Origin of the sequence: Dyadobacter sp. CY343 (assembly GCF_021390335.1) — a bacterium.
In the GTDB taxonomy this organism is placed as follows: Bacteria; Bacteroidota; Bacteroidia; order Cytophagales; family Spirosomataceae; genus Dyadobacter.
Window position 1 is genome coordinate 72,582 of record NZ_JAJUXK010000003.1, and the last position, 17,452, is coordinate 90,033.

Genomic DNA, 17,452 nt, shown 5'->3' on the forward strand with positions numbered 1-17,452 from the left:
AATAAACTAATAAACTGAAACTATGAATCCGGGATTCGATCCAGAAGAAATTGCCCAACTTAGAAATGAGTGCAAGGCGGAAAGCTCAAACTTCATACATGTAGACGATGAATTTGAAGATGAGGAGGAGAACAACGAACACGCGCATGTTCAGTTTGTGGGAATGTATAAAGACGCTGAGGTGATTTATGACGCCCTGATCTATACGCTTCGCCTGCATCATTCCACCCTCGTTTACGACGAAGCTTTGGAACGGTTGAAGAAAGAAATGCCGAACTATATCTCTCAGGATGAGCGCCCTGAAAACTATAAGATCTCCGCCGAAGAAGAGGAGGATGCAGAAATGCTGCTGACCGAATTTATCGAGGAGATAGAGGAAAATGAAGAGATCACGGTACGCGAGCACGTCGAAGTTGACGATTCATTCGAGTATGGCGTCGGACTGGAAGTGGGCTTGAATAAAACCGAGATTACAGACAAAGTGATCGACGAATTCATTGCGAAATTCAATGCAGGCCGCGTTGAACTGGATCCTACTTTGTATTCGTTCACAGGAAGTGAAGAGGAGGATTGATCTGACAAAATCAGCTTATAAGCGAAAAAGCCACCGATCGGTGGCTTTTTCGCTTTCTTGTATTTCTATTAAAATCAAAGAGCAGATTTAACTGTTTTGATGATACGTGCAGCAACTTTGTAAGGATCAGCAGCCGAGTTAGGACGACGATCTTCCAGATATCCGCTCCATCCTTTTTGAGGAACCAAAACAGGGATACGGATAGACGCACCGCGGTCAGATACACCGTAGCTGAAATCGTGGATAGAAGCAGTTTCGTGCTTTCCAGTCAAACGAAGGTGGTTATCAGCACCGTAAACATCAATGTGTTCTTTCACAACCGGGCGGAAAGATTCGCAAACCTTGTCGAATACTTCTTTGCTGCCTGCATTTCTCAAAGCTGAGTTTGAGAAGTTAGCGTGCATTCCGCTTCCGTTCCAGTCAAGCGCGCCCAAAGGCTTGCAGTGCCAGTTGATAGCAACACCATATTTTTCACCAATTCTTTCCAACAAGTAACGGCCCAACCAGATCTGGTCGCCAGCTTCTTTCGCGCCTTTCGCAAAAATCTGGAATTCCCATTGTCCCGCCGCAACCTCTGCATTGATACCTTCTACATTCAGTCCCGCATCAAGACAAGCATCCAAATGCTCCTCGATAATTTCGCGACCGTATGCGTTTTGTGCACCTACTGAGCAATAGTAAGGTCCTTGCGGTGCAGGGTATCCGTTTGCCGGGAAGCCCAATGGTTTGTTAGTATCAATATCCCAAAGGAAATATTCCTGCTCGAAACCGAACCAGAAATCATTGTCATCATCTTCAATTGTTGCACGACCGTTAGATACGTGAGCTGTACCGTCTGCATTAAGAACTTCGCACATAACAAGATATGCATCTCTGCGCAATGGATCTGGAATGATGTAAACGGGTTTCAGTAAACAGTCAGAAGAACCGCCAAGCGCTTGTTCAGTAGATGAACCATCAAATGACCAGTTGCTGCAATCTTCCAATTTTCCACTAAAATCGTTTTCAATTTTGGTTTTGCTGCGTAGACTTTGGGTCGGCTTGTAGCCATCCAACCAAATATATTCCAGCTTGGATTTTGACATAATAGTACTAGATAAAGTGGTGACGAATTATTATAACGACACAATATTAATGCAAAAATGTATTTCCAAAAAATAAAAAATAAGAAAAATTAAACTTAGACAGAATATTATTGTGTTGATGGTAGTATTGTCAGTAAAAAATGCACTTTTCCTATAATAGGGAGAAGTTTCTATTTCAAGGGTATTGGCAGGAAAATATGTAAAACTTTGAAAAATTGGTTTCTAAACTGCGATTTGCATGCGCGAATTGTATGAAACTTGCTCAAAAACAATTTTTCCTGAACTGTACCAGAACCCGTTGGCTTTGTCTTCTTTCAATGTGGTTTTGTCAATTAATTCCCTATTTTTGATCTTATCTGGACACTTTTTTAGAATAGCCAATATTAGAAATGCACATTTTTTACCAACCCGAAGACAACGTTTTTGAACTGGAAGAAGAGGAGGCCCGACACAGCTCCAAAGTACTTCGTCTAGGCTCAGGAGATATGATATACGTTACCAATGGCAGGGGTTTGTTGCAAACGTGCAGGCTCAATGTTCAGGGGCGCAGGGTGGGATACGAAGTTGTGGAATCTCAATTGATCGAACCCCGGGCATTTTCCGTAAGTATCGCCGTTGCGCCGACGAGGAAAGCGGAGCGAAATGAGTGGATGGTTGAAAAAATGACGGAGATAGGAGTGGAGCGTATTGACTTTATTACTACTGAACATACGAATCCCGAAACGTTGAACCGGGTTGTGAACCTGGGCCGGCTCAATCGCATTGCCGCCAGCGCGATGAAACAGTCGCAGCAATTTTATAAGCCTATCATTACAGTAAACAATAAGTATGAATCGTTTATTAAAAATGCGTCGTCCGATATTAAACTGATCGCTTACGTTCCTGACCAAAACCGGGTCGACCACGTTTTTACCAGGATTAAAAAAGGCACTGGTACAACTTTGTTAATAGGTCCGGAAGGTGATTTCAGTGAGAGGGAAGTGGCGCTGGCGATTGAAAATGGATTTACAACAGTATCGCTTGGACCTACGCGACTGAGAACCGAAACCGCAGCAGTAGCCGCCTGCCACGCGATTAACCTGGCCCAGATCCTTTAAAAATAGCAGTGTGATCCGATATATGAGATATTCAAAAATAGTCACTGTTGGTTTGCTGGTCAGTTTACTGGCTTATAGTGGAGCCTTATTTGCACAATCGTCGCTCAAAATCGCGAAGCTCAAATATGGCGGCGGAGGTGATTGGTATGCAAACAAAACGTCGCTCCCAAACCTGATCAAGTTTTGCAATTCGGAACTGAAAATGAACATTAATCCGGCTGAAGACGTAGTAGAGGTAGGTAGCCCGGACATTTTTACGTACCCTTTTGTACACATGACCGGTCATGGAAACGTCGTTTTTTCGGATGCTGAGGCGCAGAATCTGAGGAATTATCTGCTTTCAGGCGGTTTCCTGCATATTGATGATAACTACGGGTTGGACCAGTTTATCCGCCGCGAAATGAAAAAGGTGTTTCCTGAACTGAGTTTTGTGGAATTACCTTTCGATCATCAGATCTACCGGGTCAAGTATGTATTTCCCGAAGGCTTGCCGAAAGTACACGAGCACGACGGAAAGCAACCCCAAGGATTCGGGCTGATCTGGCAGGGCCGGCTGATCTGTTATTATAGTTATGAAACTGATTTAGGAAATGGCTGGGAAGATCAGAGCGTTTATAATGATCCCGAAGAAATGCGGCGAAAAGCTTTGCAGATGGGCGCTAATTTGTTGAGTTACGCATTCATGATCCAGTAGTTTTTTGCCTTTTTAAATAAAAATCCGTCAAATCGAAATTAACGTTATATTCCAAATTTCATCACGTGAATTTCGTTTTTCTAACGTTTGACCCTTACTTTTGTACAACATTTAAGTTCTTAATCCCGCAAGCTTTCCATGTATATTGTTCTTATAGTATTTGTTTTACACTGGTACTTATCTCTCTTCTGTCAAACCTTCTTTTTACACCGTTATTCCGCGCATAAAATGTTCATTATGAGCAAGCCGTGGGAGCGTTTTTTCTATCTGCTGACCTATCTTTCACAAGGCTCTTCATATCTAAGTCCCCGCGCATACGCGATCCTGCACAGAATGCACCACGCTTTCAGTGACACCGAAAAAGATCCGCATTCACCGCATCATACCAAAAACGTATTTACGATGATGTGGGAGACGAAGCACATTTACAATGCAGTACTGCACCGTAAGAGAGCGATTGAAAACCGTTTTGAAAGAAATTATCCGGAATGGAGAATTGTCGAAAAATTGGGTGATTCCTGGTTCTCGCGCATTGGCTGGGTACTGATTTACGTCGCATTTTACGTGCTGGCTTATCTGTATCTGGATATGCACTGGGCGTTTTTCTTCCTCCTGCCGATCCACTTTTTAATGGGACCAATTCACGGCGCAATCGTAAACTGGAGTGGCCACAAATACGGCTATCAGAATTTTGATAACGAAGACAAATCTAAAAACTCGCTTGTATTTGACTTTTTAATGATGGGCGAGCTTTTCCAGAACAATCACCACAAAAGACCAAATTCGATCAACTTCGGAAGCAAATGGTTTGAAGTGGATCCTACCTATCCGGTTATTAAGTTGCTCAACCGATTGAAGATCATCGAAATTCGCAAGAAGCACTAAAAAAACTTTGGCAGACGTGAGATACGCCTGCCAAGTTTGCTTATTAACACCACAAAAAATGAAATTCGATTGAATGTCGGTCAAAGGATTAACTTACTTTCCGCCTTTGTTTCTTCCGACAATACAAATTAATCACCTAATACTTAAGATGGCGTTAATAGCGCGTTAGAATTTGCTTAGAGGTGCGAGAAAGTTAAGCGGAACGTGGTTCCCTTCGGTTGGTTGGGCTGAATAGATATAGTCCCGTTATGCAACTTCACGATCCGATCTACCAGAGACAAGCCTATTCCATAACCTTTAATATTCGCCGTATTGTCACTCCTGAAAAACGGCTGAAACACCAATCCCTGATCTACTGCCGGAATTCCCTTTCCCTGATCTGAAAATCCGATCGTTAGATTTCTGCGCGACGGTTGCAGATATACATTGACTGCGTGATTATCCGAAAATTTACATGCATTGTCCATTAAATTCAGGAATGCAGTTTTAAGTAAAGTCGAATTTCCCGTTACTTCCAGCCAGGTATCGTCTTCGGGTAACTCGTCGAAGTTGAGTAGGATATTGTAAATTGGATTTGCTTCCGCGAGATTGAGGCGACAATCTAGTAACAACTCGTCCACCCGCACTACTTCAGTTAAAAGTTCCCGCTGGTGTTCGCTCACTTTCGCTAGTTCAAGTAATGTATTGGACAGCTGTGCGAGTTCTTCAATATCTTCTAATACAGATGCGATCGTGAGCCTGTATTCCTGCGGGTTCCGCTCTTTCAGCATACTCACTTCCAGCTGTGACCGAATCTTGGTCAGCGGATTTTTCAGTTCGTGCGACACGTTTGCGACAAAGATCTTCTGCATTTGAAATGCCGTTTCAATGCGATCAAGTAACTTATTAAATGTAGTCGTAAGCCGCCCGATCTCGTCTTTTTGGTTTGGCACTTCCAGCCGCATATCCAGCTTTTGAGGCAGGATTCCTTCCACTGAGTTCATTACTTTTGAGATCGGTCGCAAAGCGCGTTTCGAGAAAATCCACCCGACAATTGTTACAATAAAAGTGACGATGAAGAAAAGAACTGTCAGTAAAGTGCTGAGATTGGATAAGTTAGCCTGTCCGTACAAATCCTTCGCACCCAGCATAACCACCGCGCGACCGAAGGGATAATTGTAATACAAACCCACCACCTTGAAATCTCCATCGGTATACCGGATCTGGCCGGCCTTCCGTATTTCGTCCAGCCAATAGTTGGAAACGTGCAGCGATTTGGATTGCGGAATGGTGGGATTGCTGTAAATCAGGCGATTTTTTTCATCGAAAATAAAGGTATTCTCGTCATAGATCAGGTCGCGATTGGTTTCGTCCAGCGCCTTTAAAACTTCGGTATTTACTTGTGGCACTTTCAGTAATAATTCCGCTTGCGACTTGGCTTTGGAGCGAAGGCGGTCGTAGAAATCTTCGGTAACGTTATAATACGAGAAGAAATAGATTGCCAGAAAAGTGATCAGCAGGATACCGCTTACCAGCAGCGAGAACTGAACCGTAAGTCGGGTGCGGATCTGCATAACTTATTCTAATTTAAGCACATAACCCATTCCGAACAGGGTGTGAATGAGTTTCACCGGGTAATCCTTGTCGATTTTTTTGCGAAGATAGTTGACGTAAACTTCGATCACATTTGTGCCGGTATCAAAACCAATATCCCAAACCTGCTCCGCAATTTCGACTTTTGAGATCACCCTTCCCTGATTCCGTATTAAATATACGAGCAGGTTAAATTCACGAGCGGTAAGGTTGATCTTATTGCCGGCGCGATGCACCGTTTTGGCATCAATAGAGATTTCTAGATCTGCGAAACGCAATACCTGCGCCGTGTGGCCCACATTGCCGCCTCGCTTGGTCAGCGCACGAACCCTGGCTAGCAACTCTTTGAATTCGAATGGTTTAACGAGGTAATCGTCAGCTCCCGCATCCAGCCCCGTCACTTTATCGTCGGTACTTCCAAGAGCGGTCAGCATTAAAATCGGCGTCTCATCGCCCCAGCTGCGGATTTCCCGGCAAAGCTCGATCCCGTTGATTCCCGGAATGATAATGTCGCTGATAATCAGCTGGTAGGAGTTGCTTTTAGCCAATTGTTTTCCGATCAGACCGTCATAAGCAATATCTACTTCGTAACCATTTTCTTCCAATCCCTGCTTAATGGATTGCAGTGTTTTCGGTTCATCTTCAATCAATAATAGCTTCATGAGATCGGTAAAAATAGCTCAGACACCTCGTTCCAGTTTGAAACGCGTTTGTATGCAGTTTCCTTCAAATTATGCGGCGCAGAAAATAGTATACCCTGGCCTTTGAATGCAGTCAGGTTTCTGACGTGGTCGTCGATGAGATAGTCAGACTGAATAATGCTCTTATATCCGCAGAACACAATATTTGTCCACGGGATGAAAGAAAAGTGCTTTTTAAGCCAGTCAAATTTATCCCTGAAAGAATTCGGAAATTCCATACAGGCAGTGGCGACGAAAAGCTCGTAAAACTTAGACAATTGGTATACAGTTTCTCCCGCGCCTTCCTTCACTTTGATATCAGCGAAAAATCCCGGCGAGTCCATAATGCGGTGCAGCTTGGTGAGTTGCTTCGGATGAAGTACTTCCCGTAATGCCTTGGGCATCAAATCTTTTTCGGTGAAATTGGTATCAAAATCGTTGAGCACCACATTCACCAGCTTCTCGTGGGTATTGGCCAGCACATCGTCCATATCCAGTGTAAGACGCAGCATTATATCAGGATTCGGTGTGTGTCAAAATTTTCAAGATAGTCGTTAACGCGTTTCAGGAACAACCCGCCCAAAGAACCGTCGACTACTCGGTGATCGTAGGAATGAGATATGAACATTAGGCTTCGGATTCCCAGTAGATCACCCTGCGGCGTTTCGATCACAGCCGGCTTTTTCTTGATCGCGCCAAATGCCATAATCGCCACCTGAGGCTGGACAATAATAGGAGTTCCCATTAAATTGGCGAATGCTCCGATGTTGGAAACAGTATAAGTACCGCCCGCAAGATCGTCAGCTTTGAGCTTGTTCTCGCGTGCTCTTTTGGCCAGTTCATTTACTTTACGCGCCAGGCCAGGCAAGTCGTATTGATCGGCTCGGTGAATAACCGGCACGATCAGGTTACCGTCCGGCAATGCAACCGCCATTCCGATATTGATATCTTTCTTTTTAACGATCTTATCGCCGTCGACAGAAATATTGATCAGCGGATAATCTTTGATCGCCTTTACGACAGCTTCAATGAGAATAGGCGTGAACGTAATGCTGTCTCCCGACTTTTTCCGGTACTCATTTTTCACATGCTCGCGCCACTGCACCACCGGCGTCATATCCGTTTCTATAAAGGAAGTTACGTGAGCTGAAATCCGCTTGGAATCCACCATCCGCTGCGCGATCATCTTGCGCATCCTGTCCATTTCGATGATATCGCTGCTGCCGTTCATCGAGGTGGCGACCGGAGCTGGCTGCGGTTTAGCCTTCCTGTTTTCCAGGAATGCGATAATATCGTTTTTGGTAACGCGGCTTTCCAGCCCCGAACCATGTATTTCTGCCAGTTCCGCCGCGCTAATATCTTCTTCTTTCGCAATGCTCAATACCAGTGGAGAGTAAAACTGGCTGTTGCCTGATGCATTGGGGGTATTATCGCGTTTTTTACTGATTACCTGTTCGAACTCATTTTCAAGTTGCTCGGCGATTGCAACCTCTTCCACTGGCTCACTTTTCGGCTCGGTAGCTGGCTCAGCCGGCGAAATGCGAGATTCGCCCGGCGTATCGTCGTCTACTTCAATATGCGCCACCGGATTTCCAACCGGCACTACGTCATTTTCCTTGACAAGCCATTTTGCAATTTTGCCCACATAAGGACAAGGTACTTCGGTATCCACCTTATCCGTAGCAACTTCAAGAATAGAATCATCGATTGCGACGCTGTCACCCTCTTTTTTGAGCAGGTGCAAAACCGTACATTCCATGATACTCTCGCCCATTGAAGGCATTACCATTTCTAATATTTTCATACTGATTATATTAACCGGCAAAAAATGCCGCCTGCAATGAATCTTATCCCTGAACGATCAGATTACTTTTCAGGATCGTTTTCCGCAAAAGGTTGAGGGCATAAGAAGATGTCAATTCAATATTTATCTTTCTGTCGTTTCTGAGGCTGAGAAGCTGGGTAAAAGTTTCATTCGGCGTCGCGCAGGCGATCCAAACTGTCCCTACCGGTTTATCAGGAGTGCCACCATCCGGGCCGGCGATTCCCGTTGTGGCTATTGCAAATGTAGTATTGAGTACTTTTCGTGCACCTTCGGCCATTTCGCGGGCAGTTTGCTCACTTACTGCCCCAAATTCGAGAAGTGTCTCTTGTTTCACTCCCAACACATTCATTTTAACGGCATTACTATAACTCACCACCGATCCTTCAAAATACTGAGATGAGCCCGATACGCTTGTGATCCTGCTGGCTACATAGCCTCCTGTGCAGCTTTCGGCGGTACCGAGTGTTGCATTGTTTTCTTTCAATAAAGACCCTACCACCGTTTCAAGTTCGTCGAGATCGTAGCCGAATATGAACTCTTCGATCAGGGGCGTGACTGCGGAAACCTGTGCTTGCAAATCCCTGTCAAGCATTGCCTGATCTGTCCCCGTTCCGGTAAGGCGCAGCCGAACCTGCCCGAAATGCGGCAGGTAAGCCAGCTTAATATGTTCAGGAAGAGCAGTTTCCCAGTCTGCAATTTTTTCTGCAAGAAAGGATTCCCCGATACCAATCGTGCGGATTGATTTATGCTGGATGATGGTTGTCGAAAATTTTGCTTTCAGTCTGGGCAGGATTTCGTGTTCCATCAGATTTTTCATCTCATAAGGAACCCCCGGAAGCGAAACATACACTACATTATCTTTTTCGAACCACATTCCAGGCGCCGTTCCCCAAAGATTTGGTATGTAGGTACAGTTTTTTGGAAGTGCCGCCTGTTGGATATTTAATTCGGTCATCACGCGGCCGCGCTTTGCAAAGAAGGAAGTTACAAGAGCAAGTGCGTCCTGATTGATTTCGAGTTCGGTACCAAAATATTCGCAGAATGTGTGTTTTGTGATATCATCGCGGGTAGGGCCGAGGCCGCCGGTTACAATGATCACGCTGGCCCGCTGGCTCGCTTCGGTAAATGCACTCAGGATATCCTGCTTATTGTCGCCGACCGATGTTTTGCGCGTCGGGCGAATGCCAATGTCAGTTAATTGAGTGCCAATCCATTGGGTATTGGTGTCGATAATCTGACCAAAAAGAATTTCGTCGCCGATGGTAATTATTTCAGCCCTGGTAGAAGAAATCATCTTGTTGAAATGGATTGTTAAGAACCGTTAATTCCCAAAAATAAGTAAAATTAATCGTTATTGAGTACGTTTGAGGCTTAGTACAATGTCAACCAATTCTTTTGTAATGAAACATAAAATTATAGTTATAACGTTGCTTTCGCTGCTTTGCGGCCCCGTTTCGATGGCGCAGTTTAACCTGGGCAAAGCACTTGACAAGCTCAGTGGAAAAGACACCGGGCTGGGTGAGAACGAGATCGTGCAGGGTTTGAAACAGGCTTTGAATGTCGGTATAAGTAATGGGTCGGCCGAGGCTTCCAAAGTGGATGGGTTTTTTAAAAATGAGTTGATCAAAATTGCAGTGCCGCCCGAGGCTCAGAAAGTCGCAGAAACTTTGCGGAGAATGGGGTTGGGCGATCAGGTTGATAAATTTACGCTTTCACTTAACCGTGCCGCCGAAGATGCCGCAAAGAAATCAAAGCCGATTTTTGTGAAAGCAATTACTTCCATGACAGTACCCGATGCACTTGGGATTTTGAAAGGTCAGGATGATGCTGCGACTCAATACCTTAGAAAAAGTACGAATGATGAGTTGTTCAAAACCTTCTTTCCGGTTGTAGATAGTACATTGAATCTGAATAAAGCGACTGAATATTACACCGATATCGTCAATACCTACAACCAAATACCTTTGGTTAAAAAAGTAAACCCGAATTTGAAGGAATATGCAACCCAAAAAACGATCGACGGGCTGTACGTACTGATAGCGCAGGAGGAAAAGAAAATTCGTGAAGACCCGGGAGCGCGCGTGACGGACCTGTTGAAAAAGGTTTTCAGTAAATCGGGAAAATAGCGTCAACAGGCTTTCGTAAAGGCTTAATGCTTACTTTTGCTGAAAATTAACACCGTTATGAAAAAATCAGAAATCCATTTCACCGTTGAACTTGACGATAAAAATATACCGGAAAAGATATTCTGGGAGGCTACCGATAATCCGAACGAAGGGATCAACGATACCCGCGCGATCGCAATAGCAGTTTGGGACCACTACCACAGAGGTACGCTCAAAATCGACCTTTGGACAAAGGATATGGAGGTTTTCGAAATGAAAAGATTCTATATTGAATTAATGAGCGGGATCGCAGATACCATGCTGACAGCAACCAGCGACCGCGTTATGGCTGAGGCTATTGAAGGCTTGTGCGAAACGCTTAGCAGAAATCTGGACGAGGAAATGAAGGCTGCGAAATAGTTAGCTTTTCAGTGCTTCCCGATCTTTCTTAGGCAAACTCGCCACTACGAGATCGTACGAATCTTTTACCCAAGCAAACAAAGTTTCACTTGGAATACTGCCAGTAACATTCACAGTATTCCAGTGTTTCTTATTCATATGCCAACCAGGGACTACGTCCGGATATTCTTCTCTCAACTCTACTGCTTTTTCAGGATTACACTTTGCATTAAAGCCAAAAGTCGGTGAGTCCAGCGAGGTTAGCAGAAATACCTTTCCCTTTATTTTAAATACCAGTGTATCAGGTCCGAAGGGTAATTCTTCGGTCACTTCCGGTAATTGTAAGCAGTAGTCACGGAGCGTTTCTAAATTCATCTTGTAAGTGCTCTGATAATCATTACAATTACGCAGATAAGGAACATTACAATTGAAATGCGATTGATCCCGTGCATCATGCGCAGGTTAAATGAGTCTGGCGAGTTGGGATCTTTTTTCTTGAAGACACGTACGAAATAGTAAAATACGTCACCCAGCTGAAAGTACTTTTTCATAATTTTTTCTGATTGTTGCTTTTTATTAAACCAAAACTTCACGCTCGCTGGGTTCGATCCAGCGGCCATCCTCCCGAATAAGCTCAATCAGTTCCTCCACCGCTTTCGCAGCTGTAACCGATCTTTTAATCACTTCTTGGCCTCGGTAAAGGGCAATTTTGTCCTTTCCCATTCCCACATAACCATAATCTGCGTCGGCCATTTCGCCTGGTCCATTCACAATGCAGCCCATAATACCGATTTTTACGCCTTTTAAATGCTCAGTATGCTTGCGGATCATCGCGGTTGTTTCCTGTAAATCAAAAAGTGTTCTCCCGCACGAAGGACAAGAAATATATTCTGTTTTCGACATCCTTGTCCGAGCCGCCTGCAAAATACCGAATGCGATATTATTGTAGGCAGCTGCTGCCACGAGCTTATCATCGTGCAGTGTTTCCGCCGGAAAACGAGGGGATACCATCGCGCCGTCACCGAATCCGTCGACGAGCAGGCCGCCGATATCGGTAGCTGAATATAAGGTAAGCTTGTCACCCAGATCGGTTTCATAGCCGCGCTGGATAATCACCGGCGCCTTAATTTTCAGTGTAACGAGTTTGTAAAAGAACCGCCGCAATTCTGGCATTGCATGCTTATTTTCACTCAAAATCACCAGTACAGCATTACTGCGCTCGCGAATGCCTTCGAGGAAGTTCTGGTCAAGAGAATGAATATTACCTACTATAAAATTGAGCTGTTCTGAAATCAATCCGTCTGCATTGGCGGTCCATTCTGTTGCTTCAAATAGCGGGAACTTGTTGTTTTTTTCCGGATGTAGCGCCCATTGTTCGTAATCCAGGATCTCTTTTAGTCCATTCGGTAACATGAACGGAACGGGGTTTTTGCCGGTGTATATGTAATCTGCGCCGAGATCGTTCATCGCCCACTTGTCGGGAACTGGCAGGAAAAAGTGGCCAATGCTTTTCAGATCGGCCAGGTTCTGAACCGGAATAGCCGAATAGTCGGCGATCACGCGGGGTACGTTCAAATGCCCGATATTATTTACTTCTCTTGTTTCTCTTCTGATGTATTGAAATGGGTTGATCGGGCAGGTTTCTACGGGCTCGATCGGCTGGTGCGGCACGCGGTTTGTGTATCTTTCTATCAATGCACGCGCCACAGGTGCTTCTTTTTCAGGCGCTTCGGTTAGCGATACTCTAACAGTATCTCCCAGTCCGTCTTCCAGCAAAGTGCCAATACCAACCGCCGACTTAATGCGGCCGTCTTCCGCTTCGCCAGCTTCGGTCACGCCCAAATGCAACGGATAAGGTTTCAAACCTTCCTGATCGAGGCGCTGCACCAGCAGGCGATATGCTTCCACCATGACCTGGGTATTGCTGGATTTCATCGACAATGCAATATTGAAATAGCCTAGCTCTTCGCAGATCCGCAAAAATTCCAGCGCGGATTCGACCATTCCAAGCGGCGTATCTCCATATCGGCTCAAAATCCTGTCGGACAAAGAACCATGATTGGTGCCAATTCGCATCGCAGTGCCATATTCCTTGCAAATTTTCACCAGCGGAATAAATTTTTCCCTGATCCTTTCCAGCTCCGCTGCATAGGAAGCGTCTGTGTAATCTATAATTTCAAAACGTTTTTTATCGGCGTAGTTACCCGGGTTGATCCGTACCTTTTCCACGATCCTGGCAGCTAGTTCGGCCGCATTTGGCGTAAAGTGAATATCAGCGATCAGCGGGACGTGAATGCCCATTTTATGTAAACCGTTCCTGATATTTTCCAGATTCTGCGCTTCCTTCACGCTTGGCGCGGTGATCCTCACGTATTCGCAGCCTGAATCAACCATTCTAACTACTTCATCAATAGAGCCTTGCGTGTCCATTGTGTCCACGGTTGTCATCGACTGCACGCGAATAGGGTAGTCGGAGCCCATTGGCAGGTCTCCGATGTGAATGGTGATTGTTTTTCTGCGTTCGTAGGCTGTCAGTGATGGACAGTAGAGATTGGTTTTCGTTTCAGAAGGTGTGATGATCATGGGATTTTTAATGAGATCCAGCGGCCACAAAGGTCTGAAAAGAATAACAGAAACGGAATTACAATCGTGCGTTTTTACACATTTGCATCTTCGATCACGGTACCGGAATCTACGGTTATAATGTAGCTCTTACCTCCTTGTTGCTCAATTGCTTCCGCAACTTCTTCTGCTTTTTGAGGCGCATATACAAACATACAGCCGCCTCCGCCAGAGCCGTTTATTTTTCCTCCCAATGCGCCAGCCTGTAAAGCTGCGTCCATCATGCGTTCGATTTTGGGCGTGGAAGTGCGCTTGTAATCGCGCAGATTTTTGTAATGCTTATATAGAAGGTCGCCGAAGGTCATGTCAAATGCAGGGTCAGCTGCTTCATCCGGACTCTGGCTGAGGAGTTTTTTACCTTGCAGCAGAATATCTCTGTCTTCAATATTTGCTTTCAACAGCCCCAATTCGTCTTCCGAAAGAATATTTCGATAGTCCTTCAAATCCTCAGACGGAGCATTGAATATCGAAAAATGCGGATTAGATAAAGTTATTTTTCTGATCACCTCCTCCATTCCAAACCTGCATCTGGCCAGGATCCCGAGTGTATCTTTTGGTTCAAGTGAATCGCCCAGGACAAATGTGCCGAGCTTTGGGGTCAGCGTTTCAACCTTAATCTCCGGCGTAGATTCCAGATAAATCACGTTTCCGATCGCCGTAGAGTAATGATCCATCATACCTCCGGGTTCACCGAATTCGAGCACTTCGGCTGCATTCGCAATTTCACCCAGTTCTTTTTGTGAAAAATTGACCGGGTTGTCACTCATTTTATCCAGAAAATGAGCCCAGGAAACGATTAGTGCAGAAGAGCTGGAAGTTCCTGAGTTGATCGGGATGTTGCCGGAAATGTTGCATTCAAATCCTTTCGAAAACCTTAAACCTTTACGCTTCAATACATTAATCGTACTGCGGAAATAGTCCCGCTGCATCACGTACGGGAATGTAGTCAGGAGCGAAAATTCCTGCCTCAAACCTAAATCAGGTAAATTGAGAATGACCTTGTCGTCGTTCCTGTAAGTGCCTTCAATGCCTATTCTGCGCGAAATCGCCGCTGCTATAACTGGCAGTCCAAGATAATCCTGATGTTCACCAAAAAGACAAATGCGGCCGGGAGTGGATATCCTCATCAATTACCAGCTTTTCTTTTTGTGACCAAACAGGCCGAAATAAAGGATAAACAGATAAAGCGGAAGCATGATCCAGTAAGCCTGCTGCGTGCTGCCGATAGAGTCAGCAATGCCGCCGTAAACCAGCGGAAGAATAGCCCCGCCGGAAATACCCATTACCAATAGGGCAGAAGCAGTTTTTGTAAATTTGCCCAACCCACTGAGCGACAAAGGCCACAGTGCAGGCCAGATCACCGCATTTGCAAAACCCAGTACGGCAATACAAAGTACTGAAGTGAAACCGGTTGAGTTCACCGCAACCAGCGTCACGATCACACCGAGTATCGCACAAAATTTAAGATAAGCCTGCTGCGAAACGTATTTCGGGATCAGTACCACGCCCAGAATATATCCGAACATCATACCATATAATGTATAGGTGCCAAAAAGTCGGGCTTCTTCTTCGGCAAAACCAAGGTCAATACCATAGCTGATGATCGTATCACCCGCAATTACTTCCACACCCACATAACAGAACAAGGCAATTACGCCCATTACCAGGTTTGGAAATTGAAGTACACTCGTCTTATTTACGACCACTTGGGACGAAGTAATATCTGCCGGCTCCTCTTCCTCTTCACTTACTTCCACTAAGCCTTTCGACATCCGGATCATAATTGCAGTTATAACCAAAACTACCGTGAGCACAATGTACGGAGTCACTACCTTGTCCAGTTCGTCTTTTGGATCAACAGACGAGGCGCCTGCGAGCAGCAACTGACCGAATATCAGCTGACTGATCACACCAGCCGTTTTGTTGGCAATACCCATGATACTGATACGCTGGGCTGCACTATTGCGCGGACCAAGGATTGTAACATACGGATTGGAAGCAGTTTGCAGCACAGTTAAACCGATACCGATTGTAAAAAGACCTACCAGAAAAAGTCCGTAAGACGCCATCGAGGCAGCCGGAATGAATATCAAAGTACCCGCTGCCATCACAAGGAGAGCCAGCGACATACCGTTTTTAAATCCCGTCTTTTTGAGAACGATCGAGGACGGGATCGCCATTAATGTATAGGAAATAAAGAATGCGAAAGTGACCAGATAGGAACTGGTGTTATCAAGAGAAAATGCCTTTTTGAAGAAACTGATCAGTGTTCCATTTACCCAGGTCACAAAACCCATGATGAAGAAAATGACGCCAATGATTAAGAGGGGAACCAGGTAGCTATTTTTTTTGCTCATTTAAATGTTTGTTAATGGGTTGTCCGGGTTTATACGTGGGGAAATTTAACTTTTTGTATACAATACTGCATAATCGCAATTAAGGGTATCCTTTATTCTGCGTTTGGCCGCAATTTACATGCAATAAGCAGTTTTTTATTTTTTTTACGAATTAAAAAAATCTCCCTGCAACCGCTGTCTGACTTCAAGATTTTCTCACCACGTGAACAATTTATCCTGAAACGTCGTTTATCCAGAGCAAGTGACTCCGATGAGCATTTCACGCAGGCTCGAAGCTTTAAATGTGTTGGACACATACTTTGTTACGACATTTAAAGTATTTAACATTTTAAGTGATTTACAATATGGTTCAAAAGGTGGCTGTGTTCCGAAAGGAGCATTTCAATGCGGCTCATCGTCTTCATAACCCTGAGTGGTCGGAAGAGAAAAACGAAGCAGTATTCGGTAAATGCAACAACCCCAATTTTCACGGGCACAATTACGAGCTGATTATTCAGGTGACGGGCGAAGTCAATCCCGACACCGGCTATGTGATTGATATGAAGATCCTTAGCGATATTGTGAAAGAATCTGTGTTGGACAGGTTTGATCATAAGAACCTCAATCTCGACGTACCCGAATTCCATTCCCTCAACCCCTCCGCTGAAAATATAGCGATCGTTATACATTCTATTTTAAGACCTAAAATTGATTCGGGGCTCGACCTGAAAATCAGACTATATGAAACCGAACGGAACTTTGTCGAATATCCCGCCAGCTGATCTTTTGGATCTGGAAGAGATTGGTGACGATCACGTATTTAACTCCATTGAAACGCCACTTAGGAAGGATGCTTTCGCTATGGAGGATGAGGTGAAAATCGACCTGATAGAGAAGCATTTCAGGCACATTATGGAAATAATGGGGCTTGATCTGACTGACGACAGTTTGAAAGGAACTCCAAAAAGGGTTGCTAAGATGTATATTAAGGAGGTTTTCAGCGGTCTGGATCCAAAGAACAAACCAGCTGTTACGCTTTTTGATAATAAATATAAATACGATCAGATGCTGGTCGAAAAGGATATTGCGGTATTCTCCAACTGCGAGCACCACTTCGTACCTATTTACGGAAAAGCGCACGTAGCCTACATTTCCAGCGGAAAAGTGATCGGACTATCGAAACTGAACCGGATCGTTGAATACTATTCAAAACGCCCGCAGGTTCAGGAAAGATTAACTGTCCAGATCGCGAACGAGCTGAAACAAGCATTACAAACCGAAGATGTCGCCGTAGTGATCGACGCGCAGCACATGTGCGTCCAATCCCGCGGAATCCGCGACTCCGGCAGTTCTACAGTTACTGCTTATTATGGTGGAAAGTTTGAGAATGAGGGGACTAAGAAAGAGTTTTTGAGTTATTTGGGGATGTGACTCCTACCCCCAAACCCCCTGGGAGGGGGCTTTGCTCTTACCCCCAAACCCCCTGGAAGGGGCTTAGCCTTTTTCATTCCCAGTATTTCTACCACTGTCACCCGGAGCGTAGCCGAAGGGGACGTGCAGCATGTCCCTTCGACTACG

At 44.9% G+C, this 17,452-nt stretch carries 19 protein-coding genes; 8 read left to right on the forward strand and 11 right to left on the reverse strand.

The genetic code is table 11. The features are described 5' to 3' along the window. The first annotated feature begins 22 nt into the window (after nucleotides 1-22). The gene (locus tag LZG94_RS08640; protein ID WP_233791521.1) at nucleotides 23-574 is read left to right on the forward strand and encodes a hypothetical protein; all 552 of its coding nucleotides are present in this window, start codon (nucleotides 23-25) and stop codon (nucleotides 572-574) included. 74 nt (nucleotides 575-648) lie between these two features. Here LZG94_RS08640 and LZG94_RS08645 read toward each other — a convergent pair whose 3' ends face one another. Continuing rightward, entirely contained in the window at nucleotides 649-1,659 is a 1,011-nt protein-coding gene (locus LZG94_RS08645) for a glutamine synthetase beta-grasp domain-containing protein (RefSeq protein ID WP_215233034.1), read from the reverse strand. Between the two features lie 389 nt (nucleotides 1,660-2,048). On the opposite strand from LZG94_RS08645, the gene LZG94_RS08650 reads away from it, so the two are divergent. The 3 genes from LZG94_RS08650 to LZG94_RS08660 all read left to right on the forward strand — a co-directional run bounded on the left by LZG94_RS08650 (nucleotide 2,049) and on the right by LZG94_RS08660 (nucleotide 4,335). After that, a complete protein-coding gene (locus LZG94_RS08650; protein WP_233791522.1) occupies nucleotides 2,049-2,756 on the forward strand; it encodes a 16S rRNA (uracil(1498)-N(3))-methyltransferase in 708 nt (235 codons plus the stop codon). Between the two features lie 22 nt (nucleotides 2,757-2,778). Continuing rightward, entirely contained in the window at nucleotides 2,779-3,450 is a 672-nt protein-coding gene (locus LZG94_RS08655) for a DUF4159 domain-containing protein (RefSeq protein WP_233791523.1), read from the forward strand. A gap of 138 nt (nucleotides 3,451-3,588) precedes the next feature. Further along, complete coding sequence (locus LZG94_RS08660; protein ID WP_215233037.1) at nucleotides 3,589-4,335, forward strand: acyl-CoA desaturase; 747 nt, start codon at nucleotides 3,589-3,591, stop codon at nucleotides 4,333-4,335. Between the two features lie 176 nt (nucleotides 4,336-4,511). On the opposite strand, the gene LZG94_RS08665 is transcribed toward LZG94_RS08660, so the two are convergent. From LZG94_RS08665 to LZG94_RS08685, 5 genes are read right to left on the reverse strand one after another with little or no spacing between them, the layout of a single operon-like run. After that, complete coding sequence (locus tag LZG94_RS08665; RefSeq protein ID WP_233791524.1) at nucleotides 4,512-5,888, reverse strand: HAMP domain-containing sensor histidine kinase; 1,377 nt, start codon at nucleotides 5,886-5,888, stop codon at nucleotides 4,512-4,514. 3 nt (nucleotides 5,889-5,891) lie between these two features. Beyond that, nucleotides 5,892-6,569, reverse strand: a complete 678-nt coding sequence (locus tag LZG94_RS08670; protein ID WP_233791525.1) for a response regulator transcription factor — start codon at nucleotides 6,567-6,569, stop codon at nucleotides 5,892-5,894. Further along, the gene (locus tag LZG94_RS08675) at nucleotides 6,566-7,099 is read right to left on the reverse strand and encodes a 5' nucleotidase, NT5C type (RefSeq protein ID WP_233791526.1); all 534 of its coding nucleotides are present in this window, start codon (nucleotides 7,097-7,099) and stop codon (nucleotides 6,566-6,568) included. The genes LZG94_RS08670 and LZG94_RS08675 overlap by 4 nt, the downstream gene beginning before the upstream one ends. Continuing rightward, a complete protein-coding gene (locus LZG94_RS08680; RefSeq protein WP_233791527.1) occupies nucleotides 7,099-8,391 on the reverse strand; it encodes a dihydrolipoamide acetyltransferase family protein in 1,293 nt (430 codons plus the stop codon). Before LZG94_RS08680 ends, LZG94_RS08675 begins: the two co-directional genes overlap by 1 nt. Nucleotides 8,392-8,434: 43 nt before the next feature. After that, nucleotides 8,435-9,706: a competence/damage-inducible protein A gene (locus LZG94_RS08685; RefSeq protein WP_233791528.1), complete on the reverse strand. Its 1,272-nt coding sequence runs from the start codon at nucleotides 9,704-9,706 to the stop codon at nucleotides 8,435-8,437. A gap of 106 nt (nucleotides 9,707-9,812) precedes the next feature. Here LZG94_RS08685 and LZG94_RS08690 point away from each other — a divergent pair, with 106 nt between their 5' ends. Together LZG94_RS08690 and gldC are read left to right on the forward strand one after the other, a co-directional pair. Next, entirely contained in the window at nucleotides 9,813-10,538 is a 726-nt protein-coding gene (locus LZG94_RS08690; protein ID WP_233791529.1) for a DUF4197 domain-containing protein, read from the forward strand. 57 nt (nucleotides 10,539-10,595) lie between these two features. Further along, nucleotides 10,596-10,937 carry a gliding motility protein GldC gene (gene gldC / locus LZG94_RS08695; protein ID WP_215233044.1) on the forward strand — a complete coding sequence of 114 codons (342 nt, stop codon included), beginning with the start codon at nucleotides 10,596-10,598 and terminating at the stop codon, nucleotides 10,935-10,937. On the opposite strand, the gene LZG94_RS08700 is transcribed toward gldC, so the two are convergent. The 5 genes from LZG94_RS08700 to LZG94_RS08720 form a co-directional block, all read right to left on the reverse strand. Continuing rightward, on the reverse strand, nucleotides 10,938-11,291 hold the full coding sequence (locus tag LZG94_RS08700) for an MmcQ/YjbR family DNA-binding protein (protein WP_215233045.1): 354 nt from the start codon (nucleotides 11,289-11,291) through the stop codon (nucleotides 10,938-10,940). After that, complete coding sequence (locus LZG94_RS08705; protein ID WP_215233046.1) at nucleotides 11,288-11,467, reverse strand: DUF6728 family protein; 180 nt, start codon at nucleotides 11,465-11,467, stop codon at nucleotides 11,288-11,290. Before LZG94_RS08705 ends, LZG94_RS08700 begins: the two co-directional genes overlap by 4 nt. A gap of 25 nt (nucleotides 11,468-11,492) precedes the next feature. Continuing rightward, complete coding sequence (gene ispG, locus LZG94_RS08710; protein ID WP_233791530.1) at nucleotides 11,493-13,499, reverse strand: (E)-4-hydroxy-3-methylbut-2-enyl-diphosphate synthase; 2,007 nt, start codon at nucleotides 13,497-13,499, stop codon at nucleotides 11,493-11,495. A gap of 74 nt (nucleotides 13,500-13,573) precedes the next feature. Beyond that, nucleotides 13,574-14,665 (reverse strand): galactokinase family protein, encoded by a 1,092-nt coding sequence (locus LZG94_RS08715; RefSeq protein ID WP_233791531.1) that lies wholly within the window; start codon nucleotides 14,663-14,665, stop codon nucleotides 13,574-13,576. 3 nt (nucleotides 14,666-14,668) lie between these two features. After that, nucleotides 14,669-15,895 carry a sugar MFS transporter gene (locus LZG94_RS08720; RefSeq protein ID WP_215233049.1) on the reverse strand — a complete coding sequence of 409 codons (1,227 nt, stop codon included), beginning with the start codon at nucleotides 15,893-15,895 and terminating at the stop codon, nucleotides 14,669-14,671. 344 nt (nucleotides 15,896-16,239) lie between these two features. On the opposite strand from LZG94_RS08720, the gene LZG94_RS08725 reads away from it, so the two are divergent. After that, nucleotides 16,240-16,656 carry a 6-carboxytetrahydropterin synthase gene (locus LZG94_RS08725; protein WP_233791532.1) on the forward strand — a complete coding sequence of 139 codons (417 nt, stop codon included), beginning with the start codon at nucleotides 16,240-16,242 and terminating at the stop codon, nucleotides 16,654-16,656. Next, nucleotides 16,616-17,305: a GTP cyclohydrolase I FolE gene (gene folE / locus LZG94_RS08730; protein ID WP_233791533.1), complete on the forward strand. Its 690-nt coding sequence runs from the start codon at nucleotides 16,616-16,618 to the stop codon at nucleotides 17,303-17,305. Before LZG94_RS08725 ends, folE begins: the two co-directional genes overlap by 41 nt. Nucleotides 17,306-17,452 lie beyond the last annotated feature (147 nt).